At 70.0% G+C, this 23,154-nt stretch carries 21 protein-coding genes and 1 tRNA gene; 10 read left to right on the top strand and 12 right to left on the bottom strand.

Annotated features, from left to right (window positions below):
- Positions 1 to 34: 34 nt before the first annotated feature.
- Together NF557_RS04385 and NF557_RS04380 are read right to left on the bottom strand one after the other, a co-directional pair.
- A complete protein-coding gene (locus tag NF557_RS04385; protein ID WP_252621995.1) occupies positions 35 to 1,357 on the bottom strand; it encodes an HD-GYP domain-containing protein in 1,323 nt (440 codons plus the stop codon).
- Complete coding sequence (locus NF557_RS04380; protein WP_252621993.1) at positions 1,357 to 2,790, bottom strand: HD-GYP domain-containing protein; 1,434 nt, start codon at positions 2,788 to 2,790, stop codon at positions 1,357 to 1,359. The genes NF557_RS04385 and NF557_RS04380 overlap by 1 nt, the downstream gene beginning before the upstream one ends.
- Before the next feature lie 459 nt (positions 2,791 to 3,249).
- Between NF557_RS04380 and NF557_RS17770 the strand changes: the two genes are divergently transcribed.
- Positions 3,250 to 3,324, top strand: a complete 75-nt coding sequence (locus tag NF557_RS17770; protein ID WP_370584119.1) for a 50S ribosomal protein bL37 — start codon at positions 3,250 to 3,252, stop codon at positions 3,322 to 3,324.
- A gap of 77 nt (positions 3,325 to 3,401) precedes the next feature.
- Here NF557_RS17770 and rsrA read toward each other — a convergent pair whose 3' ends face one another.
- Entirely contained in the window at positions 3,402 to 3,689 is a 288-nt protein-coding gene (rsrA, locus tag NF557_RS04375; RefSeq protein ID WP_252621991.1) for a mycothiol system anti-sigma-R factor, read from the bottom strand.
- On the bottom strand, positions 3,686 to 4,345 hold the full coding sequence (locus tag NF557_RS04370; protein ID WP_252621988.1) for a sigma-70 family RNA polymerase sigma factor: 660 nt from the start codon (positions 4,343 to 4,345) through the stop codon (positions 3,686 to 3,688). Before NF557_RS04370 ends, rsrA begins: the two co-directional genes overlap by 4 nt.
- A gap of 275 nt (positions 4,346 to 4,620) precedes the next feature.
- Between NF557_RS04370 and NF557_RS04365 the strand changes: the two genes are divergently transcribed.
- From NF557_RS04365 to NF557_RS04330, 8 genes are read left to right on the top strand one after another with little or no spacing between them, the layout of a single operon-like run.
- Positions 4,621 to 5,865 (top strand): pyridoxal phosphate-dependent aminotransferase, encoded by a 1,245-nt coding sequence (locus NF557_RS04365; protein ID WP_280923981.1) that lies wholly within the window; start codon positions 4,621 to 4,623, stop codon positions 5,863 to 5,865.
- Positions 5,866 to 5,900: 35 nt separating this feature from the next.
- Positions 5,901 to 6,746 carry an SOS response-associated peptidase gene (locus NF557_RS04360; protein ID WP_252621986.1) on the top strand — a complete coding sequence of 282 codons (846 nt, stop codon included), beginning with the start codon at positions 5,901 to 5,903 and terminating at the stop codon, positions 6,744 to 6,746.
- Positions 6,743 to 7,429 (top strand): alpha/beta hydrolase family protein, encoded by a 687-nt coding sequence (locus tag NF557_RS04355; protein WP_252621984.1) that lies wholly within the window; start codon positions 6,743 to 6,745, stop codon positions 7,427 to 7,429. Before NF557_RS04360 ends, NF557_RS04355 begins: the two co-directional genes overlap by 4 nt.
- 52 nt (positions 7,430 to 7,481) lie before the next feature.
- Complete coding sequence (locus tag NF557_RS04350; protein WP_252621982.1) at positions 7,482 to 7,982, top strand: DoxX family membrane protein; 501 nt, start codon at positions 7,482 to 7,484, stop codon at positions 7,980 to 7,982.
- On the top strand, positions 7,886 to 9,400 hold the full coding sequence (aroA, locus tag NF557_RS04345; RefSeq protein WP_370584420.1) for a 3-phosphoshikimate 1-carboxyvinyltransferase: 1,515 nt from the start codon (positions 7,886 to 7,888) through the stop codon (positions 9,398 to 9,400). Before NF557_RS04350 ends, aroA begins: the two co-directional genes overlap by 97 nt.
- Complete coding sequence (rsgA, locus tag NF557_RS04340) at positions 9,397 to 10,425, top strand: ribosome small subunit-dependent GTPase A (RefSeq protein ID WP_252621979.1); 1,029 nt, start codon at positions 9,397 to 9,399, stop codon at positions 10,423 to 10,425. Before aroA ends, rsgA begins: the two co-directional genes overlap by 4 nt.
- Positions 10,426 to 10,449: 24 nt before the next feature.
- Positions 10,450 to 11,268 carry an inositol monophosphatase family protein gene (locus NF557_RS04335; protein ID WP_252621977.1) on the top strand — a complete coding sequence of 273 codons (819 nt, stop codon included), beginning with the start codon at positions 10,450 to 10,452 and terminating at the stop codon, positions 11,266 to 11,268.
- 31 nt (positions 11,269 to 11,299) lie between these two features.
- A complete protein-coding gene (locus tag NF557_RS04330) occupies positions 11,300 to 12,022 on the top strand; it encodes a M15 family metallopeptidase (protein WP_252623919.1) in 723 nt (240 codons plus the stop codon).
- Here NF557_RS04330 and NF557_RS04325 read toward each other — a convergent pair.
- The 5 genes from NF557_RS04325 to NF557_RS04305 form a co-directional block, all read right to left on the bottom strand.
- Positions 11,962 to 13,374 (bottom strand): M16 family metallopeptidase, encoded by a 1,413-nt coding sequence (locus tag NF557_RS04325; RefSeq protein ID WP_252621975.1) that lies wholly within the window; start codon positions 13,372 to 13,374, stop codon positions 11,962 to 11,964. The genes NF557_RS04330 and NF557_RS04325 overlap by 61 nt on opposite strands.
- Positions 13,371 to 14,687 carry a M16 family metallopeptidase gene (locus NF557_RS04320; RefSeq protein WP_252621973.1) on the bottom strand — a complete coding sequence of 439 codons (1,317 nt, stop codon included), beginning with the start codon at positions 14,685 to 14,687 and terminating at the stop codon, positions 13,371 to 13,373. Before NF557_RS04320 ends, NF557_RS04325 begins: the two co-directional genes overlap by 4 nt.
- A 34-nt stretch (positions 14,688 to 14,721) precedes the next feature.
- Positions 14,722 to 16,134: an NAD(P)/FAD-dependent oxidoreductase gene (locus NF557_RS04315; protein ID WP_252621971.1), complete on the bottom strand. Its 1,413-nt coding sequence runs from the start codon at positions 16,132 to 16,134 to the stop codon at positions 14,722 to 14,724.
- A 133-nt stretch (positions 16,135 to 16,267) separates the two neighbouring features.
- Positions 16,268 to 16,344, bottom strand: a tRNA-Met gene (locus NF557_RS04310).
- 86 nt (positions 16,345 to 16,430) lie between these two features.
- Positions 16,431 to 19,577 carry a UPF0182 family membrane protein gene (locus NF557_RS04305; RefSeq protein ID WP_252621969.1) on the bottom strand — a complete coding sequence of 1,049 codons (3,147 nt, stop codon included), beginning with the start codon at positions 19,575 to 19,577 and terminating at the stop codon, positions 16,431 to 16,433.
- Between the two features lie 115 nt (positions 19,578 to 19,692).
- On the opposite strand from NF557_RS04305, the gene NF557_RS04300 reads away from it, so the two are divergent.
- Positions 19,693 to 20,211: a PPA1309 family protein gene (locus tag NF557_RS04300; protein ID WP_252621966.1), complete on the top strand. Its 519-nt coding sequence runs from the start codon at positions 19,693 to 19,695 to the stop codon at positions 20,209 to 20,211.
- Between the two features lie 73 nt (positions 20,212 to 20,284).
- On the opposite strand, the gene NF557_RS04295 is transcribed toward NF557_RS04300, so the two are convergent.
- The 3 genes from NF557_RS04295 to NF557_RS04285 are packed head-to-tail and all read right to left on the bottom strand — an operon-like array spanning position 20,285 to position 23,025.
- Positions 20,285 to 21,412 (bottom strand): YlbL family protein, encoded by a 1,128-nt coding sequence (locus NF557_RS04295; protein ID WP_252621963.1) that lies wholly within the window; start codon positions 21,410 to 21,412, stop codon positions 20,285 to 20,287.
- Positions 21,409 to 21,852, bottom strand: a complete 444-nt coding sequence (locus tag NF557_RS04290; protein WP_306254636.1) for a molybdenum cofactor biosynthesis protein MoaE — start codon at positions 21,850 to 21,852, stop codon at positions 21,409 to 21,411. Before NF557_RS04290 ends, NF557_RS04295 begins: the two co-directional genes overlap by 4 nt.
- A gap of 60 nt (positions 21,853 to 21,912) precedes the next feature.
- A complete protein-coding gene (locus NF557_RS04285) occupies positions 21,913 to 23,025 on the bottom strand; it encodes an NAD-dependent epimerase/dehydratase family protein (protein WP_252621959.1) in 1,113 nt (370 codons plus the stop codon).
- Positions 23,026 to 23,154: the final 129 nt, after the last annotated feature.

The following is a 23,154-nucleotide window of genomic DNA, read 5'->3' as shown; positions in this document are numbered from 1 at the left end:
GGTCGACGTCAGACGTCGAGGTCAGACGTCGAGGTCAGAGGTCGAGGTCGGCGACGTCGTGGGCGGTGATCCGCCCCTCGCGCACCAGCACCCGGCACAGCGACCGGACGACGAGCGGGTCGTAGTCATAGCCGAGGTTGAGCCTGATCCGCTCCAGTGCCCGGCGCGCGACGGGCCCGCGTCCGGTGGGCCCGCCCAGGTCGTCGAAGGCGTTGCTGACCCGCAGGATGCGGGACGGCAGCACCAGCTCGGCGCCCTCCCGGCCGTGCCTGAACGGGGTGGCCTGACCGGCGACCACCTGGGAGAGTCGGCTGAGCTCGGCGGTGCGGGCCAGGATCGAGGCCCCGGTCTGGGCGATCCGCCGTTGGTCCAGCGGCGCGGTGGCGGTCGTCGACCCGCCCGGGATGGGACGGCGCAGGGCTACCTGGCCGAGGTCGTGCAGGAGGGCGGAGTATTCGAGGTCGACCAGGTCGCGCTCGGCCAGCCCCAGGTCCCGCCCCATGGCCAGCGAGAGGTCAGCCACGCGCGCCCCGTGACCAGGAGGGGTGAAACCACCCTGGTCGGTCAGGCGCGACAACGACCGGATGGTCTGCCGCTGGGCCTCACGCACGTCCGACTGCCGGCTGACGGCCAGCTGCAGCAGGAGCAGGGGGGCCAGAAACAGCGGGATGGCGACCGGCCCGAGCGCGCTGACCGCCAGAGCGATGACGGCCGCTGTCGAGGCCGTAGCCAGGGCGAGCGGACCCACCGCCCGCACCTCATCGACCAGGGACTGCCACAGCAGGGCGTGCGTGCTCGACGAGTGACGCATCGCCAGCAGCAGGATCTTCAGGCCCATCGCCAGCAGCGCGACCGAGATCATCGTCAGGGCGGTCAGCCACTTCACGTCGTGCCAGTCCTCGACCCAGTCCGTGAGGGGTCTGCCCTGGAGAGGCACCTCGCGATAGATCACCGCGGCCACGGACACCACGATGACGCGCGAGCCCCCCTGGGAGAGGGCGGGCTCACCCTCGCCCAGGGCACGGCGCGCCCACTGGCCGAGGTAGGTGGAGAGCGCGACCACGACGACCACGAACCCGGCGGAGTAGCCCACCGCGAGGCCACCGGGCAGGATCGTGGTCATGGGCAGGGCCAGGCTGGCGGCCAGCGCGATCGGGGGGAAGTCACGCGTCCCGAGCACGCTGACCCGCCAGAGCTCCCCCACGACGATCGTCACCGCATAGACCACGGTCAGACCCCAGCCCTCCGGCGACACCTCGGTGAGGTGGAAGGCGGCATGGACGACCGCGAGCGTCAGGAGAAGGGCTCCGGCATAGAAGACGACCTGCCCGCGGGTCGGCCGGGTGCGCTTCCGCATCACGACGTCCCGTCCGGTGACCACTCGGCATACAGGTCGCTGACCAGGGGGTCGTCGTGGTCGTGGGCATCGCCGATCGAGGTGCGGATGTCCTCCTGGATCACGGTCGGCTCCCAGCGACGGGTGCCCAGCGCGGACTCGAGGGCAGCCACGACCTGCCCGTCCAGGTGGCTCCCGGCCCGAGACCTAAGCACTTCTGTGGCCTGGTCCTGGTCGAGCGCGTCGCGGTAGGACCGGGTCGTGGTCAGCGAGTCGAAGGCGTCGGCCACCGCGATCACCCGGGCAAACAGCGGGATCGCGTCACCCTTGAGACCGGCTGGGTAGCCGCGTCCGTCCACCCGCTCGTGGTGGTGCAGGATGCCGGGCAACGCGCCGCCGAGGAAGTCGATCCCCTTGAGCATCCGCACGCCCGCCTCGGGGTGCGTGGTGATGGCCACCAGGTAGTCGACGTCCACCGGTCCACTCGCCCGCGGCATGTGGGGGGTGGACGCAATCAGCCCGATGTCGTGCAGCAAGGCCGCGTAGCGCAGCATCTCGGCGTCCTCGGTGTCGATGCCGAGCCGAGGAGCGATGCGGTCACACAGCTCGGCGACCCGGGCGCTGTGGCCCACCGAGTAGGGGTTGGCCTCCTCCAGCGCGGCCACGATCGTCTTGACCGTGCGCACGTGCGAGCGGCGCTCGACCGAGTCCCGGGTGAGCGTCCACTGGGCGATGAACATCGGCCCGAGGATCAGCACAGCGCTGAAGGTCCCGACGCCGACCGGGGCCCAGAGCACGACGAAGAGGAAGGCGATCAGGGCGTGGGTCAGATAGGCAACTCCCAGCTTGCGGAACGTCTGGAACGCGAGGTCCAGCGCTCTGGCGCCGCTGGAGACCCGGGCCATGCCCCCGATCAGCAGGGTGTTGAGCATGGTCATGGCGACGTAGGCCAGGATCAGCGGGATGGCCACCCGCCCCAGCAGCGCGAGCGGCAGCAGCTCACCCTCGCCCGGGCGCACGACGCCGGTCAGCACATAGAGGTGTCCGCCGACACCGCCCATGACTCCGGTCATGCCGGAGTTGAAGAGTCTCGTGCGCGGGCGCTGGCCGTGCAGCCCGGCCAGGTAGGACAAGAAGCCGACGATGACCGCCCCGGCCGGGCCGGCCAGCGGGAGGGCAGCGGCCAGGATCACGGTGCCGAGGGACACCCCGAGGTGCGGGCCGAGCTCGCGGTCGCGCAGCGACGACCCCAGGACACCCAGGATGGTCAGGACGATCACGGCGTCCATAGCGGGCGGGCCAAAGATCCACCAGCCGGCGACCGCCAGGGAGGCCGCGGCGAGGCAGAGGGCCGCGACGTAGGCCCAAATCTGCCAGGTGGACCGGTCGGCAGGACGTCTCGGGAGCGGGCCGACAACACGAAGCGGCGTCGATGCCTGGTCCAGCTCAGGCATCGACGCCGCTCAACAGCTCAGCGTCACTCAGGAGGAGCAGTCAGTCCTCCCAAGTCACGACGTCAATGAATGCGCGGAACGCGTCCGCGAACGAGCCAACAGAGAGCAGATCGAAAATCCCTGTGAACATGGTGTCAGTCCTTCCCGGGCTGAAAATCTGTGCGCGGGTCATCTCACGGGCCAAGATGATCCAACGCGACCTGGCCATACGATCTCACAGAGCGACCTGGGATCACAGTCGGATGCCTGGGTCAGCCCGATTCTTTAACGAATCTTTACTATCCCCGCGCGGTCCTGTGGTCCGCGGCGCCGAATCGGCACGGTTGGACCGCCTCGTCGTCCGAGGAAGCCCGCGCGCAGGCACTCCACCCCACTCCGCTGTGCGAGAATGTGAGCCGAGCTGGCGGACCCGGTCCCGAGCCGGACACCGCCGCGTAGTCACCCACGTGAGGAGAAGCCATGAGCAAGCGTTCCCGGAAGCGCCGCGACCGCAAGAAGAAGGCGGCCAACCACGGCCGCAAGCCGAACGCCTGATCGATCGGCCGACCAGACGAGGACCCCGTGGCTAGCGGCCACGGGGTCCTCGTCTGTCTGCAGTGATAGGTCAGGCTTCAGTCGTTGTCGCGCACCACGGTGTGGGTGGTGACCGTCAGCGTGCTGATGCGGGCCATGATCTGGGTCCGCAGGGCCTCGGGGGCTGCCTCACGGTGGCAGGCGCGCCTCACCATCTCCTTGAGAAGCACGTCGCGCTCATACTCCTGCAGGCACGAGCCGCAGGCGTCCAGGTGCTCCCGGATCCGTCGCCCGTCCTCGGCGGCAGCCTCGTGGTCGACATACTCAAACAGCCGCAGGACCACCTGGGCGCAGTCGGTCTCGCTCTCGGGTTGCAGGTCGCTCATGACTTCACCGTCGCCTCGTTGATGAATCCGCGCTCCAGCGCGTAGTCGGTCAGCAGGTCACGCAGCTGCCGCCGGCCGCGGTGCAACCGCGACATCACGGTGCCGATCGGCGTCTCCATGATCTCGGCGATCTCCTTGTAGGCGTAGCCCTCGACGTCGGCCAGATAGACCGCCAGCCGGAAGTCCTCGCCGATGGAGGCCAGGGCCTTCTTCACGTCGGAGTCCGGGAGGTGGTCCAGGGCCTCGACCTCGGCCGAGCGCAGTCCGCTGGAGGTGTGCTGGGCGGCGCGGGCCAGCTGGTAGTCCTCCACCTCGGAGGCGTCCGACTCCAACGGCTGCCGCTGCTTCTTGCGGTAGGTGTTGATGTAGGTGTTGGTCAGGATGCGGTACATCCAGGCCTTGAGGTTGGTGCCGGGGCGGTACTGGTGGAACGCGGCGAAGGCCTTGGCGAAGGTCTCCTGCACCAGGTCCTCGGCGTCCGTGGGGTTGCGCGTGGTCCGGAGTGCGGCGCTGTAGAGCTGGTCCAGCAGCGGCATCGCCTCGCGCTCGAAGCGGGCTGCGCGGTCGGCATCGGACTCGGTGGCAACGTCCACCACGTGGTCCGGGTTGGGTGCCTCCTCGGGGAGGGGCTCCACAGTCTCATTGTCGCTAGTCATCGTGGACCACGATAGTCCCGTTCTCGAACTGGTGGTGGCGCCAGCGAACCGGACGGGGCCGGTGACCCTCGATCCGGTGTCGGGCGCAGCCAGGCAGGCGACCGTCATACAACCCTCCTCGTCGAGCGCCCAGGACGAGCACCCTCAGCAGTGGTCAACAGCGTGCCGCCGCCGAGGATTCCCGCTCAGCGCGGCCCCGGCCGGGCGGGCCCGGCGGGACAACCGGCGGTGCGTCGGTGTCCAGAAGGAAAAGTGTTCGGTGACACCATAGAGAAGTGAACGCGTCAGCATTCGAGGGTCCGTTGCGCCCGCTCCGTCAGGCGAGCAAGCTGCAGAACGTCCTCTATGAGATCAGGGGGCCGGTCGCGGCCCGCGCCGCCCACCTGGAGGCTGAGGGTCACCGCATCCTCAAGCTCAACATCGGCAACCCTGCGCCGTTCGGCTATGAGGCTCCCGACACCATCCTGCAGGACATGATCGCGGCTCTGCCGATGTCGCAGGGCTACTCCGAGTCGCGCGGGATCCTGTCGGCCCGCCGCGCCGTGGTCAGCCGCTACGAGGAGGAGCCCGGGTTCCCCAGCATCGACGTCGACGACGTCTACCTCGGCAACGGTGTCTCCGAGCTGATCATGATGATCCAGCAGGCGCTGCTTGACGACGGTGACGAGGTGCTGATCCCCAGCCCGGACTACCCGCTCTGGACGGCCGCGACGAGCCTGGCCGGCGGGGTCCCGGTTCACTACCTGACTGACGAGGAGTCCGGGTGGGAGCCCTCGATCGAGGACATCCGCTCCAAGATCACCCCGCGCACCAAGGCGATCGTGGTGATCAACCCCAACAACCCGACGGGCGCGGTCTACTCCCGGGAGGTCCTGGAGCAGATCGCTCAGGTCGCCCGGGAGCACTCCCTGCTCGTCCTGGCCGACGAGATCTATGACCGGATCCTGTATGACGGGGCGCGGCACACCAGCATCGCCAGTGTGGCTCCGGACCTGTTGGTGATCACCTTCAACGGGCTCTCCAAGACCTACCGCGTCGCCGGCTACCGCGCGGGCTGGTTGGTCATCAGCGGGCCGAAGTCGCATGCCACGGGCTTCCTGGAGGGCATCGAGCTCCTCGCCTCGACCCGGTTGTGCCCCAACGTCCCGGCCCAGCACGCCATCCAGGTGGCCGTCTCCGGCAGGCAGAGCATCGAGGAGCTGATCCTGCCGGGCGGCCGTCTGCTCGAGCAGCGCGACACGGCGTGGTCCATGCTCAACGCCATGGACGGCGTGAGCTGCGTGAAGCCGTTGGGGGCGCTCTACGTCTTCCCCCGGCTCGACCCGGAGGTGCATGAGATCCACGACGACGTCCGGCTGTGCCTGGACCTGCTGGAGCAGGAGCGGATCCTCGTCGTGCACGGCACCGGGTTCAACTGGCCGACGCCGGACCACCTGCGCATCGTCATACTCCCCCAGCAGCGGGACCTCACCGAGGCCCTGGAGCGCATGGGCAACTTCTTGGCGGGTTACCACCAGTGAAGCGCACTGTCAGGACCGGGCCATAGGTTGGGTCTATGTGCGGAAGGTACGCAGCCACAGCCGACCCTGATGAGCTGATCGAGGCGTTCGAGGTCGAGGTCGATGCCACGGCCGAGACCTCGCGCAGCGTCCTGGTCAACCCGCAGAGCCCGCCGGCCGGGACGCCGGACTACAACATGGCGCCGTCCAAGATGGCGCCGGTCGCGCTCACGCGAGTGCCGCGCGCAGCGGCGGGTGAGCAGACGGCCGAGACCGACCCGGTCCGGCAGCTGCGGTTGCTGACGTGGGGGCTGGTGCCGGCATGGGCCAAGGACCCCAAGGTGGGTCTGCGCATGATCAATGCCCGGGCCGAGTCCCTGCTGGAGAAGCCCGCCTTCGCCAAAGCGGCCGCGGCTCGCCGCTGCCTGGTGCCCGCGGAGGGGTGGTTCGAGTGGCAGGCCTCCCCCGTGGCACGGGACGCCAAGGGCAAGCCGCGCAAGCAACCGTTCTTCATGCACCGGGGCGACGGCGACCAGCTGGGCCTGGCGGGTCTTTATGAGTTCTGGCGTGACAAGAGCGCCGCCGACGACGACCCGGCGGCCTGGGTGGTCAGCTTCACGATCATCACGACAGCTGCTGAGGAGGGGCTCGACCGCGTCCACGACCGGCAGCCGCTCGTCCTCGAGCGGTCCCTGTGGCAGGACTGGCTCGACCCGACCCTGACCGATCCCGACGAGGTGCGGGCCATGCTGGACTCGCCCGGACCGGGGCGGTTCGAGGCCTATCCGGTGAGCACCGCGGTCAACGCCACGCGCAACAACGGTCCGCACCTGCTGGAGCGACTGCCCGACGACCTCCTCGAGGGCGTGGTCAACCCGGCGACCGGTGAGGTGCTTGGGTGAGCGCCAACGGCGAGTGGGTCACCCTCCGGACCGGGCAGGGCCCCGCCCGGGTGCAGGTGCACCCGGTCGCGGGGGCGGCGCGTGGCACCCTCGTGCTGGGCCACGGGGCCGGTGGGGGCACGGACGCCAAGGACCTGCAGAGCCTGCTCACCGCCACCGCCCACGGCTGGCACGTCGGCCTGGTCGAGCAACCCTGGCGGGTGGCCGGCCGCAAGATCGCCACCCGACCGCCGACCCTCGACGCCGCGTGGCGCGACGTCCTTGCCGCCCTGCTGGCCGACGACGGCCCCCTCCCCGCCGCGGCAGGACTGCCGCTGGTGGTGGGTGGACGCAGCGCAGGGGCCCGCGTCGCATGCCGCACGAGCGCAGGTGACCCTGAGGCCGGGTTGGCACGCGCGGACGGTGTCCTCTGCCTCGCCTTCCCCCTGCACCCGCCCGGCAAGCCAGACAAGTCACGCGCCTCAGAGCTGGCGCTGCCGCTGGGTGAGCACATCCCGACGCTGGTCGTGCAGGGCAGCGCTGACCCGTTCGGCTCACCGGCAGAGGTGATGGAGGCGGTCGCGTCGGAGCCGGGCGCCGCCACACACCTCCAGGTGGTCGAGGTGCCCGGCAACCACTCACCCTCGCGCGACCAGCCCCTGGTCACCAGCGCTGCCCTGGCCTGGCTCGACCGGTTAGGTTAGGACGCAGAGGGTGGCCAACCGCCACCTGGACCGGCCGATACTGAGGAGCATCATGGTCTTCCGCAAGCTCGCCCGCCCCCTGCTCGCGAGCGCCTTCATCACCCGTGGCGTCGACGCGCTGCAGCACCCCGGCACCCGGATCCCGGCCGCCCAGAAGTTCTCGGAGAGCGTCGCTGAGCCCCTCGGCCTGCCCCAGGACCCCGAGCTGCTGGTGCGCGTCAACGGCGCCGTGATGGCCGGCGCCGGTGCGCTGCTGGCCCTGGGCAAGATGCCCCGACTGGCGGGCGTGGCGCTCACGCTCAGCCTGGTGCCGGCCACGCTGTTCGAGCACCGTTTCTGGGAGGAGTCCGACGCCGAGGTCAAGGCGGCGGAGAAGAAGCAGTTCTTCGGCAACCTCGGTCTGCTCGGTGGAGTCCTGCTCGCCTCGCTCGACACGGCCGGCGCCCCCGGTCTGGCGTGGCGCACCAAGAACGCCGCGCACGTGGCCAGCCTGGAGTCCCAGCTCGCGGCCAAGAACGCCGCCTCAGCCCTGTCCGACAAGCTGCCCTTCTGATCCCGGTGGTCTGGTCTGCACCCGCTGCGCGGGGTCCCGTCACGGGAACGGTCGTGGTGCCCGGCAGCAAGTCGCTGACCAACCGGCATCTGCTGCTGGCCTCCCTGGCAGATGGCCCCACCACGCTGCACGGGGCGCTCGTCTCCCGTGACGCAGACCTGATGCTGGGTGCGATCCAGGCGCTGGGAGTCGCGGTGGAGCGCACCCCCGACGACGCCACGTGGGTGCTGACGCCGCCGACGGCACTGCGCGCCGGTGGCCGCATCGACTGCGGGCTCGCTGGCACGGTCCTGCGCTTCGTCCCGCCGGTGGCGGCACTGGCAGGGGGCCCGGTCGAGTTCGACGGCGACGCAGCTGCGCGCACCCGACCGATCGCCCCACTGCTGACCGCCCTGGCTGAGCTCGGCGTCGAGGTGGACCACGGCGGCCGGCACACGCTGCCGTTCACGGTCCTAGGGACCGGCAGCGTGCGCGGTGGCGAGGTCGGGGTGGACGCCTCAGCCAGCTCGCAGTTCGTCAGCGCCCTGCTGCTGGCTGCTCCACGCTTCGAGCAGGGGCTGACGCTGAGGCACACGGGCGAGCGGCTGCCCAGCCTCCCCCACATCGAGATGACCGTGCAGACGCTGCGCGGGGCGGGCGTGCAGGTGGACACGCCGTCCCGCGGGGTGTGGCACGTGTCCCCCGGCCTCGTCTCCGGGCGCGAGGTCACGGTCGAGCCCGACCTGTCCTCGGCCGCGCCGTTCCTGGCCGCAGCCGCCGCGACGGGGGGCACGGTCACGATCGGCGGCTGGCCCACCTCGACCACCCAGGCCGGTGACCGGATGCGCGAGATCCTGAGCACCATGGGCGCCCAGGTCGAGCTGGCGCCGCCGGTCTTGAACACCGGTCCCAACGACGGGGCGACCGGCCGGGGCCACGGCGGCACCGGAACCCACAACGGGTCCCCCGGGTCCGAGACGACGAAGACCGCCGTCCTGACCGTCACCGGTCCACCCCCCGGGCAGCTGCGCGGCGCCGACCTCGACCTGCACGACGTCGGGGAGCTGACCCCCGTGGTCGCGGCCCTCGCGGCCCTCGCAGCCACCCCGTCCCGGCTGTCCGGGATCGCCCACCTGCGGGGTCACGAGACCGACCGGCTGGCGGCCCTGGAGTCGGAGCTGTGCCGGCTCGGCGGGGACGTCACCCAGACCGAGGACGGCCTCGACATCTCGCCGACCCGCCTCTTTCCGGCGCAGCTGCAGACCTACGAGGACCACCGGATGGTGATGGCCGCTGCCGTCCTGGCCCTCGCTGTCCCGGGCACCGAGGTGCTGGGAGCAGGGACGGTCGCCAAGACCTTCCCGTCCTTTGAGCGGGTGTGGACCTCCCTGGTCCTGGGCGCCGGCGCGACGGCCCCCGCGGGGGATGCCCTCCGGTGAGCGGCTACGACCACCTCGACGAGTCGGCCGTGCGCGTGCGGCCCTCACGACGGGGCAGCCGTCCGCGCACCAAGGAGCGCCCGGCCCACAAGGACGCGCAGGAGGCGCTGGTCACGGCGGTGGACCGCGGCCGCTACACCACGCGTCTGGATGGTCGCCCGGTGACCGCGATGCGTGCCCGAGAGCTGGGGCGCAAGAGCATCGTGGTGGGTGACCACGTCGGCCTGGTCGGCGACATCAGCGGAGGGCCCGACGCGTTGGCGCGCATCGTCCGGGTGCTCCCGCGCAGCTCGGTGCTGCGCCGGTCGGCCGACGACTCGGACCGGGTCGAGCGGGTGATCGTGGCCAACGCCGACCAGATGGTGCTGGTCACCGCCCTGGCCGACCCGGAGCCCCGCCCACGGATGATCGACCGGTGCCTGGTCGCTGCCTACGACGCCGGGTTGGACCCGCTCCTTGTGCTGACCAAGTCTGACCTGGCCAGCCCCGACGAGCTGCTGGAGATCTACCGGCCCCTCAACGTGCCCTATGTTGTGACCTCGCTCGACCCGTCCGGCGGCCACGGGATGGGCGTCGACACGGTGCGGGAGCATCTTCGTGACCGGATCAGCGTCCTGGTCGGACACTCAGGTGTCGGCAAGTCCACGTTGGTCAACGCACTGGTCCCCGATGCGCTGCGCACGACCGGAGTCGTCAACGACGTGACCGGGCGGGGGCGCCACACGTCCAGCAGCGCGGTGGCCCTCGAACTGCCCGGTGGCGGCTGGGTCGTCGACACTCCCGGCGTGCGCTCGTTCGGTCTCGGGCACGTCGACCCCGGCTCCTTCATCGAGCACTTCCCCGACCTGGCCGAGGGGGCCGAGCAGTGCCCCCGCGGGTGCAGCCACGACGAGCCCGGGTGCGCCCTCGACGCCTGGGTGGCCTCCGGCCGCGCCGGGGCCTTCGGCGCTGCTCGGCTCGAGTCCCTGCGGCGCCTGCTGCGCAGTCGCACCGGTGAGTCGGCGGACGGCGGGGGCATTTCCTAGCCTCCACGGGCTAGCGTGGCCCTGATGGCCTCCTTCGACGATGATCTGCGCCTCGCCCACGTCCTGGCTGACTCGGTCGAGCGGTTCACGCTGGACTCCTTCCGCGCTCAGGACCTGGACGTGCAGTTCAAGGAGGACGGCACCCTGGTCAGCCGCGCCGACACGCACACCGAGGAGCTGCTGCGCCACCAGCTCGGCCGGACCCGCCCCCGTGATGTGGTCCAGGGTGAGGAGCTCCCCACGACAGGACACGGCAACCGCCGCTGGATCCTGGACCCGATCGACGGGACCGTCAACTACGTGCGCGGCGTGCCCGTCTGGGCCACGCTGATCGGCCTGGTCGTCGATGACGTGCCCGTGGTGGGCCTGGTCGCAGCGCCGGCTTTGAACCGCCGCTGGTGGGCCGCCACAGGATCAGGCTCCTGGACTGGCCGGTCACTGTCGCGCGCGACGCGGATCTCGGTCTCGGACACCTCCCGGATCGAACACTCGTCACTGTCCTACGCCGACCTCAACTCCTGGTCCGACCATCCGCGCCGCGAGGGCTTCCTCCGTCTGGCCGGACGGTGCTGGCGCACGCGGGCCTACGGCGACTTCTGGAGCCACGTCCTGGTGGCCGAGGGTGCGGTGGACATCGGCATCGAGCCCGCCCTCGCCGTGCACGACATGGCTGCCCTCGCCCCGATCCTCACCGAGGCCGGCGGACGGCTGTCCGACCTGGATGGCACGGACGGCCCCTTCGGCAGCAGCGCGGTGAGCTCCAACGGTCAGCTGCACGACGGCATACTGTCGCTCCTCAACGACGGACTGGTCGGACCGGACGACGACGGCCACGGTGCCTGACCTGCTGACCTGGCATAATGGGACGGTGCTCATGCGTGTCGCCGCTCTCACCTGCCTGTTGACCCTGGCCGGCGGCACGGGCGCGCTGGCCGCTCCCCCGCAGCCCGCGCTGTTGACCACCCTCGAACGCCCCGACGAGCCGACCACGCTCGAGCAGGCCGAGCCGCAACGGCTGGTCGCCGTGATCACCAAGGAGCAGGCCATCAGTCCGCTCGACTACGAGCCGGTCGACCTCGTGACCTGGCCGGGCACCGACTTCGCGGTGCGCGCCGAGGTGCACGACCAGCTCGAGCTGCTGTTTGCCGCTGCCGAGGACGAGGGACTGGGGCTGCGAGTGATCAGCGGCTATCGCTCGCACGACACCCAGGCCGGCACCTACGGCTGGTGGCTGCGCCACAACGGACGTGCCTCCGCCGACGCCACCAGCGCCCGCCCTGGTCACAGCGAGCACCAGACCGGGCTGGCGGTCGACGTGGACTCGACCTCGGGTGAGTGCTACCTCGACCAGTGCTTCGGAGACACGGACGAGGGGCGCTGGGTGGCCCGTCAGGCGCACGCGTTCGGCTTCGTGGTCTCCTACCCCGAGGGCGCACGCGACACCACGGGCTATGCCTACGAACCGTGGCACCTGCGTTATGTGGGTCCGCAGGTCGCCGCGGACATGCACGCTCGCGGGATCGCGCTGCTGCAGGACTATGCCAGCGTGCCCGCGTCGTCCGTCCGGCTCGGCGAGGCGCTCGGCTCCCGGGGCTGAGCCACCACGTCGACCTGACCCCGGCCGAGGGCACGGATCCCGTCCGCGTGCTGCGCGTCACCGACCAGGACCACCGTCCACGGTGCGCCGCGGTGCCGGTCCCACGCCTCTCGGGCCACCTGCGGCTGCAGCGTCCGGACCTGGTTGACCGTGCGCGTCACGAAGTCGACGTCCAGCTCGTCCAACGCCAGCGACACCGCCTCGCCCGCTACCGCCTCGCAGGTCGCGAAGCGGCCGGGTGCGGTGCGGGCCTGATAGCCGGCAGCGTGGTTGAGCTCGGCGTCGGTGAGGTCCTCGCCCTGCAGGTCCAGGATCTGCAGCAGGGCCTCCACGGCCTCCACCGTGACCTCGCCGCGGACCGATCCCAGGGCGGTGAACAACCCGCCGTGCGAGCGGGGGCGGAACCCGGCCCGGATGCCATAGGTGTAGCCGCGCTCCTCACGCAGCACCCGGTCGATGCGCGCCTGCGGCGCACCGCCGACGGCGAAGGAGAGCACCTGGTAGGGGCCCCAGCCCAGCTCGTCGGAGCGGCCCGGACCCGGCCCGCCCACCTGGAGCTCGGTCTGCACCGCGCCAGGACGGTCCACCAGCACGATGCGCCCCGCGTGGGCCGCCCGGAGCCCGCGCGGGGCCGGCGCGGGCCGGTGATCGGGGTTGCTGGGCCAGGACCGGAAGGCCCGCTCCAGCAGCTCCTCCCACGGGATCCCGGTCAGGTCACCGGCCACCGCCAGGGTCGCACCGTCGGGGTGCATCACCCTTGCGTGGTAGTCGCGCACGTCTTGGGCGGAGATCCGCGAGACGGTCTCCCGGCTGCCTCCTGCGGGTCGGGACGCCCGGTCGCCTTGGTCGAAGTAGGTCTCGATGAAGTGCAGCGAGGCGAGGCTGCCGGGGTCGGCGCGGTCCTGCCCGATGTCGGCCAGCCGGTGCCGGACCTCGCGCCGCACCTCTGCGTCGGGGAAAGTGGCCTCGGTCAGGCACTCCACGAGCAGGTCTAGGGCCGCTGGCAGGTTGCGACTGATCGTGTCTACCTGCACCACCACACCGCGCTCGCCGATGGCGCTGTGCAACGCGATCCCCTTGCGGGCCAGCAGCTCGGCCATCTCGTCGGCCGTATGCCGCTGGGTGCCCAGGTCGAGACACCGGACCATGATCAGGGCGACACCCTCAAGGTCGCGCGGCTCGCCGGCCAGTGGCGCGGGGATGCCGAGCTGGATGCTCAGGACGTGCTGCCCGGGCATGTCGAAGGCCCGGACCCGCAAGCCGTTGGGCAACGTGGCGCGGCTGGGTTCGGGGAAGGACCAGGGTGCGGGTTCGGCGACCTCGGGCCGCGGGCCTGCGGCAACCTGCCTCATGCCACTCCCTCCTCGGTCGGGTCGGTGGTCTGGTCCGTGGTCTGGTCCGCGGCCATGGTGAACGCGACGGTCGCTCGGGCACGTGGCACCAGCCAGGCTGCCGCGGCCTCCTGCACCTGCTCGGCGGTCACCGCCCGGACGTTGTCGAGATAGGTGTTGATGTGCTGCGGATCGTCGTGCAGCAGCGCGTAGTGGCTGATCAGGTCGGCCCGCTCCTGGTGTCCGGCGAGCGCCTCCAACCAGGACCGCTCGGTGTCGGCGAGGGAGGACTCCAGCTCGACCACGGTGGGGCCCTCGGCGGCGAACCGCTCGAGCTCTGCACCGACAATCTCCTCGACCTCGACGTGGTCCGCGCCGTCGGCGATGTCGATCCCGAGGAAGCCCAGCGACGCGCCGTCGATCAGTCCGAGCGAGGCGCCCGACACGGTGGTGGCCACCTCCTCGGTGCGCACCAGCCGGCGATAGAGCCGACTGGTGGCCAGGCCACCGATCGCGTCCAGGGCGACGGCGCAGGCGAGCAGCTCCGGGGTGTGCGCGACGGGCAGCCGGAACCCGAGATAGAGCCGGTCGTTGGGCACGTCCTCGGCGCGCGAGAGACGTGGCGCGTCCTCGAGCGGGTCGAGCTGCGGCACGGGTCGCTGGGGCTGGGGCGTGGGCGCCGACAGGAGCCCCAGGTGTTGCTCGACCAGGTCGAGCCCCTCCTCCGCCCCGATGTCTCCCACGAGGGTGAGCACGGTGTTGCCGGGGGTGTAGTGACGTTGGTAGAACGCGTGCACGTCGGCGAGCGTGGCCGCGTCCAGGTCCTGCATCGACCCGATCGTCGGGTGGTGATAGGGGTGACCCTCAGGGAAGACAAGGCTGCCCAGGTCGGCGATCGCGGTGCCGTAGGGCTGGTTGTCGTAGCGCTGGCGCTTCTCCTCCATGACCACGTCACGCTGGTTGTCCAGGTTGGCCTGGGTGACCGCGTCCAGCAGCCGCCCCTGCCGATCCGCCTCGAGCCACAAGGCCAGCTCCAGCGCCCCGGTGGGCACGGTCTCAAAGTAGTTGGTGCGGTCGAACCAGGTGGTGGCGTTGAGAGTGCCCCCCTGCTCCATCAGCAGCGAGAAGTGTTCCCCCTCACCGACGTTGGCCGACCCCTGGAACATGAGATGTTCGAAGAGGTGGGCCAGCCCGGTGCGTCCCGGGCGCTCGTGCCGTGAGCCGACGCCCACCCAGATGTTGACCGTGACGGTGGGCACCGTGTGGTCGGGACTGACGAGCACGCGCAGCCCGTTGTCCAGGGTGCGCGAGGCGATCGGGTAGTCCAACGACATGGTGGACACTGTAAGCAGGAAACCCTCGCCGGACTCAGTCCAGGTCTGGACGGCCCTCTTTGCCCTGCTGGCGCCACCCCAGGTTGCGCCCAGCCCGCTCGGCCAGTCCGTCGACCTGATCCATCGCGAGCCGGCCGAAGACCTGCTGCTGGGTGACGGTCCGCTCGGAGCGGCCCCGGCCCAGGAAGCTGACGACCCAGTGCAGCAGCGTCGTGATGCGGGACTTGAACCCGATGATGTAGACCAGGTGCACGCCGAGCCACAGCAGCCAGGCCACGAACCCGGTGACCTTGAGCCTGCCGATCTCAGCGATCGCGCGGAACCGCGAGATCGTGGCCATGTTGCCCTTGTCGAAGTAGGCGAACGGCTCGTCCACCGCCCTCCTGTCCAGAGAGGCACGACCACCGAGTGAGGAGCCAATCTTCTTCGCGGCATACCGAGCCTGCTGGATCGCGACCTGTGCGACTCCTGGCAGGCCGTCCAGGGTCATCATGTCCCCGATGACGTAGACGTCCGGGTGGCCAGGCAGCGTCAGGTCCGGGCGCACCGGAATGCGACCTGACCGGTCCACCTCGAGACCCACCTGGTCGGCGAGCTGGCTCGCCAGAGGGCTGGCCGCCACACCGGCGGCCCAGACCTTGGTCAGCGCGTCGATGCGGTGCCGTTGGCCATCGGCGTCCTCGTAGTCAAGACCGCGTGCGTCGACGTCCACCACCTTGGCCTCCAGCAGCACGTCCACCCCGAGCTTCTCCATGGCGGTGCGGGTCTTGCGCTGGAGCGACTCGTCGAACGACCCGAGCACCGCGTCGGCGGCGTCCATCAGATAGATCTTGGCGTCGCGCGGGTCGATGTGTCGGAAGTCGTGCCTCAGCGTGCGGTGGGAGAGCTCGGCCAGCTGCCCGGCCATCTCGACACCGGTCGGACCGGCGCCCACCACCACGAAAGTCGTGTGGGCCCGTGCGTCTGCGGTCCGTCCCTCGGCTGCGGCGAGCTCGGCCAGCTCGAACGCACCGAAGATCCGGCCCCTCAGCTCGAGAGCATCATCGATGCTCTTCATGCCGGGTGCGTAGTCGGCGAACTCGTCGTGGCCGAACCAGGACTGGTTTGCGCCTGCCGCCACGATGAGGTGATCGTAGTGCAGCGTGCGCGGCACGCCCAGCGTGCTGGCCGTGACCGTCCTGGCGTCCAGGTCCACCGCGGTGACCTCACCCAGCTCGACCTGGACGTTGTCCTGTCTGGCGAGCACCTCACGGGTCGCCGGCGCGATCTCGCCGGGCGACAGGATGCCCGTGGCCACCTGATAGAGCAGCGGCTGGAACAAGTGGTGCGTGGTGCGGGCGATCAGCTGGATGTCCACGTCGGCGCGCTTGAGCGCGCGGGCTGCGAAGAGCCCGCCGAAGCCAGAGCCGATGATGAGCACCTTGGGTCGGTTCTCGGTCGTGTTCATGGGTCCTCCTCCTCTGACGTTAACTGCTCCCACAGCACTCGCATGCCCGCAGGTCGGCTCATCAGGGACGTGATCTCCACCACGCCCGAAATAGACTCAGGCCCGGAGATCTGCGATCTCCGGGCCTGAACTGTGGTAGCGGGGGCAGGATTTGAACCTGCGACCTCCGGGTTATGAGCCCGGCGAGCTACCGAACTGCTCCACCCCGCGTTGGTTCACCCAGAATACGTTAACCCCCTCCGCGCGACCAAATCCGCCGATCGCTCTGCAACGATCGGCGGATCCGGCCGCAGCGGTCAGGGCGCGCTCGTGGTCTCGCTGGCGTCGTCGGTCGCGGTCGGGTCGACGGTGATGGAACCACCCTCGGGCGACAGCTCGATCGCACGGGAGATCGCGTTGTCCAGGCGCTCCTGCGCCGCTGCGTAGGCCTCCCAGTCACCCTCGCGCAGCGCGGCCTGACCGTCGGCATAGGCCTGCTCGATCTCGGCGATCGCCGAGGCGAGGTCGGCCGCCACCGGCGGTGTCGTCGGCTCCTCACCGTCGCCGTCCGCCGGCGGGACGACAGGGTCGGTCACCGGCTCGTCGGTGCCGGTGCCCTCGTCAGCCGCAGTGGCCCCAGAGTCTCCGCCGAACAGCTCGTCCAGGGCACCGTTGAGGGTGTCCGACCAGGCCAGCTCGTTGCCGAAGGAGACCACCACCAGGCGCTGGAGCGGGTAGGACGAGCCACCGGCAGCCCTGACGTAGACCGGCTCGACGTAGAGCAGACCGCCACCGACGGGCAGCGTCAGCAGGTTGCCGATCTCCACCACCGAACCGGCCGTCCGGTTCAGCGTCAGGAACTGCGACAGGGTCTGGGTGAACGCCTCGGAGGTCACGTTGGAGGACTCGATCTCGTTCTGGAACTGTCCCGGCCCCGTCACGGTGGACTCTCGGGGCAGCTCCAGGAGGCGCAGCTGGCCGTAGCCCTCGCGCTTCTCGCCGGCGGTGTCGCCCGCATCGGCGTCGACCGCGAGATAACCCACCAGGTTCTGTCGTTGACCGCCCGGGATATAGGTGCTGGTCAGTGAGAAGGTCGGCTCCTCCTGGCCGGGCATCGCGATGCTCAGGTAGTACGGCGGCATCGCCACGTCGGCGTCGTCGGAGGAGCTCTCGTCGGCGGCCACCTCCCAGAAGTCCTGACCACTGAAGAAGGCATCGGCCGTGTCCACGTGATAGCTGGCCATGACCTCGCGCTGCACCTTGAACAGGTCCTCGGGGTAGCGCAGGTGGCCCATCAGCTCGCCGTCGATCTCCGACATGGGCTGCACCGTGTTGTCGAAGGCCGACGACCACGCCTTGAGCAACGGGTCCTCCTCGTCCCAGGCATAGAGGACGATCTCGCCGGTGTAGGCGTCAACGGTGGCCTTGACTGAGTTGCGAATGTAGTTGACGTCTCCCTCGCCGATCGAGCGCACGTTCTGTGAGGTCGCGACGAGCGAGTCGGTGGTCACCTCACCGAGGGCCTCAAGCTCGCTGTACGGGTAGTTGGAGGACACCGTGTAGCCGTCCACGATCCACTTGACCTGCCCGTCGACCACGGCCGGGTAGGGGTTGCCGTCCAGCCGCAGCCACGGCGCTACTCGCTCGACTCGCTCCCGCGGCTCTCGGTGATCCAGCATCCGGGACTCCGCTCCCACGCTGTCCGACAGCAGGATCTCCACCTGACGGTATTTGATCGCGTAGGCCAGCTGACGCGGGAAGGAGCCCATGTCGACACCGCCACCACCCTCATAGGTGTTGCGCGTCTCACCCGACTCATTGGTGCTGTCGGGGAAGTCGAGCTCACGCGGGGCCTGATCCTCCGGGGCACCGACGATGGAGTAGGACGGGGAGTACTCGCCGAAGTAGATGCGCGGCTCGAAGTCGCCCAGCTCACCGACCGGGGGGATGTTGCGGTGGTAGAAGATCGGCTCGCCGTCATTGGTGCGCTGGTTGCCGTAGGCGGCGACCAGACCGAACCCGTGGGTATAGACGGTGTGGTCGTTGACCCAGTTGCGCTGCGCGGCGGGGATGCCGTCGAGCCGCATCTCGCGGACCGCGACGACGGTGTCCACGGTCTCACCGTCGACCTCGTAGCGGTCCACGTCCAGGGCGTCGGGGAACTGGTAGTAGTTGCGCACACCCTGCAGTTGACTGAAGGTGTCGGAGACGATCGCCGGGTCGACGATGCGGATGCCGGGCACGGTCTCGGCGTCCTCCCGGAGCTGCCCCGAGGTCGCCTCGGTCTCTGGCGTGTAGTTGGTGGTCTCGATGTCGTTGAGTCCGTAGGCAGCGAGCGTCGACTCGATATTGCGCTGGATGAAGGGCTCCTCCAGCTGTGCCTCCGACGGCTTGACCCGCAGCTCCTGGATCAGGGCCGGGTAGGCACCACCGACCAGCAGCGCGATGACGATCATCCCGGCCAGGCCGATCAGTGGGAAGCGCCAGTTGCGGGTCCAGATGGTGGACAGGAAGAGCAGGGCACACAGCAGCGCGGCGATCGCCAGCACGCCACGGGTCGGCAGCACCGCGTTGACGTCGGTGTAGGTCATGCCCGTCATCCGGCCGTGCTCGGCGGTTGACAGCGCATAACGCTCGACCCAGTAGGCGATCGCACGCACGCCGACCAGCAGCGCCAGGAGGATCGAGAGGTGGATCCGGGCTGCGCGGGTGGTCTTGTCCCCGGGGCCCTGCAGCTGAAGCCCACCGTAGATGTAGTGCGTCATCAGGGCACCGATGAGCGCCAGGCCCAGGGTCAGGGTCGCGAAGCTGACGAGGGTGCTCAGCCAGGGCAGCGTAAAGACGAAGAAGCCGACGTCGATGCCGAACTGCGGGTCGACCACGCCGAAGGGCTGCCGGTTGATCCACATCAGGACCGTCTGCCACTGCGATGCCATCGCCGAGCCGGCGAACAGGCCCAGCAGGATGGGCGCTCCGATGAAGACCAGCCGGCGGACGGGGTCCAGGGCCGCACGGTAACGGTCAAGGTTGGCCTGCTCGGGGCTGCTGGGCGCATAGATGGGCCGGTTGCGATAGGCCAGGTGCAGCGAGGACCACACCAGCAGCGCGGTCACGACCGCGGCGCTGAAGAACAACACTGCCTGGGTCACCAGCCGTGTGGTGATGACGTTGCGGAACCCGACCGACTCGTACCACAGGAACTCGGTCCACAGCTGCGCCACCCAGGTGAGGGCGGTCAGCAGCGCAACCAGGATCAGCAGGGTGGGGATGAAGCGACCACGCCCACCGATCTGGGGCCGCACGGGCCCCTGACCGCCTCCCCCGGACCCCGCCTCCGTCGGACGTCCCCCGCGGGAGCCGAAGCCAAATGGGTCTCCGGGCCCGCGTTCCCACGGTGCCCTGGGCTCCTTGGCCGAGTCGTCATCCCTCGGTTCGTCCGGAGTCGTCCCATCACGCTCAGTCACTGCAACCTGCTTCCTCGTGGCCGACCTGGCCGAAACCCGCTTGTCTGCCCCCAACGCTAACCCAGGTGGCGCCACCGAACGGCGTCCAGGTGCGGACAGATGGCACCATGTTGGGGTGCCCGACCTCTCACAGATCCTCACCAAGGCCGCAGCTGACACCGAGCGGCACGTGGCCCGGCTCGGCTGGGACCAGGCTCCGCGCCTGTTTGCCCTGGTCCGCACCGACGCGCTGATGAGCGCCGAACCTGGCCTGCGTGGTCAGCTTACCGGTGCCGAGCCGGACAGCCTGACCTCGATCGAGCAGGAGGGGATGGCGGCGACCTCCAACGTCGAGACCATGCTCGGGACCCTGGGCTGGCCGGATGGGGTAGATGGGGCCGCGATCGCGATCGAGCGCATCGTCGTGCCGCCGGAGGCCGAGCGCGACCTGCCGATCCACCCGACCGAGGCCACCGAGGCCCTCGCCGCCCACCCGGCCCGCAAGGACGTCCGTCTCCTCGCCGCCGTCCTGCGCACCGGTGAGTCCGTCTGCCTCCTGCGACAGCGCGACTTCGACTCCGACGACGCCGTCGCCATCGGTCAGGAGATCGCGCCGGGGCTGGTCGAGGCGCTGCGGGCCACCCTCAGCAACTGAGCCCGACCCGCCTGGCGTGGTCGGTGGCGGGTCATCCGCACTGGGTCATCCGCACTGGGTCATCCGCACTGGGTCATCCGCACTGGGGCAGCGGCACGTCCTCGCCCTCGCCGAGCGCCTCGACGAGGTCCTTGGCCTGCTCGAAGGTCTCCACCTTGGCGACCTGCAGGCCGTCCGGAATGTTGCCGACCACCGCGTCGCAGTTCTCGGCCGGCGCCAGGAAGTAGTCCACCCCGGCCCGTTCGGCGGCATACATCTTCTGGTGGATGCCACCGATGCCGCCCACCTGCCCATCGGAGTTGATCGTGCCGGTGCCGGCGATGTTGAGTCCGCCGGTCAGGGGTCCGGGTGTGATCTTGTCGTAGATCGCCAGGGCAAACATCATTCCTGCTGACGGGCCACCCACGTTGCCGGCGTCGATGGTGACCTCGTAGGGGAGCTCGTAGTCGCCGAGGAGGAAGACACCGATCACCGTGCGCGCAGGCGCATCGGGTTCGGCCGGGTCCGGATCGCTCTCTCCGGTGGGCACCTTGAGGGAGAGTTCCTCGCCGGCGCGCAGCACGCTGAACGGCACGACGTCACCAGGCTCAAACGTCTGCAGGACCTCTCTAACCTCGTCGGGCTCGGCGATCGGGGTGCCGTCCACCGTGAGGATCTGGTCGTCGACCTCCAGCGTGTCAGCGGCAGGTGCGCCCTTGACGATCTGCGCCACCTTGACGTCCTGGGGCACCTCGACACCGAACGCTCGCAGCGCCACCACGGCTGCGCCGTTCTGCGAGCGCTGCATCATCTCGACGTTCTCGTCCTGGATCTGCTCGGCGGTCACGTCCGGCGGATAGACCTGGTCTGTCTCATAGACCGTGGTCGCGGGGTTCAGCTCGGCCAGCAGCCAGTCCCACGCGGTCACGTCCGAACGCGGTCCCCCGTCGATCAGGATGGTGAGGAAGTCGAGCGAGCCCGAGGTCTCGAAGGTCTCCAGGCCCTCGACGTGCACCACGGGGGCACCGTTGATCTCGCCCAGGGTGTCGTGCACCCCGGCGGGGCGATAGATCACCTTGTCGACGGTGACGATGTTCATGAGGGCCACGCCGAGCACCAGCAGGACCGCGAGCGCGAGCAGCAGCCCGGTCGTCCATCCGATGCGGGTGTGAGGCGGGTTCGGTGGGTGCTGCCCGGCCGGCGGTCCTCCGAAATAGCTCACAGGCCGACCCATTCGGTGGAGCCGGTGTCGAACAGCTGCTTCTTCCAGATCGGCACCCGTGCCTTGAGCTCCTCGATGAGCGCGCGGCACGCGTCGAAGGCCTGACCTCGGTGGCCTGCCGACACGGCGCAGACCACGGCGGTGTCGCCGACCTCCAGCTCCCCTCGACGGTGCACGGCGGCCACCCGCTGGACCCCCGGCATACGAGCAACCTCCTCGGCGATCTCCGCGAGCTGCGCCGCTGCCTCGGGGTGGGCGCTGTAGTCCAGCCGGACCACGCCCTCGCGCCCACCGTCGTGGTCGCGCACGACGCCGACAAAGACCGAGACCGCACCAGCGGCCGGGTGTCTGACCGCGGCCAGCACCTCGTCGACGGATGGACCTGAGTCCACGATCTCGGCGCGGACCACGCGCTGTGCATCAGGGTTCACGGCGTCCATCATCCCCCACTGATCCGTGTGTCACCTGTGCATCCCCTGCGGGGGCTCTGAGAACCACGGTCAGCCCCGTGTGCGGCGCCGCCTCAGCAGGGCTGCTGTGGCAACCACCGCGACCGCGGCACTGGCGGCCCCGGCAGCCCCGATCACCGCATCCTTGCGCTCCAGCCGGTGTGCCATCAGCGCGCGGTGGCCGCGGACCTGCTCAAGCATGGCCAGCAGCGCCCGCTGATTGTCGTAGGCAGGCCGCCACCCGTGCTCGAGGAGCAGCTGTGGGTCGACCACCCACGGGTTGGACACATAGGCGAGGTCGGTCGCCGGCAGCGGCAGGACACCGAGGCGGTGCAGCCGGTCTGCCGCACCGTGCGCCGCGGCAGCGGCGACCGTCACGGGTCGCAGGCCCGAGATCTGCTCCACCTCGTCCTGGGTCAGGCTCCCGGGAGCTCCGACCGTCACGCCCGGCGCGAGCCGCTCACGCAGCACGACGTCGAGGGCGCTCCCGAGGTCCTGGACGTGGCAGAACTGCCAGCGCGGCTCGGTGCCCTTGAGCCGCAGGAGACGGGGTGCCTCGAAGTGTCGGGTGATGATGCTGTCCATCCTCGGGCCGACCAGTGGTGCGGGCCGGACCGCGGTGACCGTGACGTTCGGATGCACCAGGCGGGCACGTTCCAGCAGCTCCTCGATCTCCACAAGGTCCGCGATCATGCCCTCGGTGTCCGACGAACGCAGGGGGCTGTCCTCCGGCAGGGGCACCGGGTTGTCTGGCCTGGCGCCATAGATCATGGCGCTGGTCACGACGACCAGGTGGCGGACTCCTGCCGCTGCTCCCGCCACCGTCAGCGTCTGGACCTCCCGGATCAGCCGCGCGCGCCGGGCCCCCGGCTCCTCGGTCAGCTCGTCCACGAGGTTGACCCCGTGCGCCAGGTGGACCACGGCGTCGACGTCGCGCAGGGCCTCCGCGACCTGCGGGGTGGTGAGCTCGGTCAGGCGCCACTCGAGGTCTGCCGCACCGGGCCCGCCCGGCGCGGACCGGCTGTCGATGCCAACCACCGAGTGTCCCGCGGCGATCAGCTCGCCCGCGAGGGCTGAACCGAGCGGCGAGGAGGCACGCGTCAGCGCCACCCGACGCGACGCGCGACTACGCCGAGAGCGAACTGCTCCAGACTGGGAACTCATCACCGCCTCCTCATGTTGTGTGGTGTAACAGTGAAGTTCGGACCCATCGGGCCAGCCCCTGCCACGAGATGCCCAGTGACGGAGCACCTACGACGAGGTGCCCCGAGTGTCATCCTCCCAGTGCAGGCA

Origin of the sequence: Ornithinimicrobium cryptoxanthini (assembly GCF_023923205.1) — a bacterium.
GTDB lineage: Bacteria > Actinomycetota > Actinomycetes > Actinomycetales > Dermatophilaceae > Ornithinicoccus > Ornithinicoccus cryptoxanthini.
Note: the sequence above shows the minus strand (reverse complement) of the source record. Positions and strands in the feature narration are given on the sequence as shown.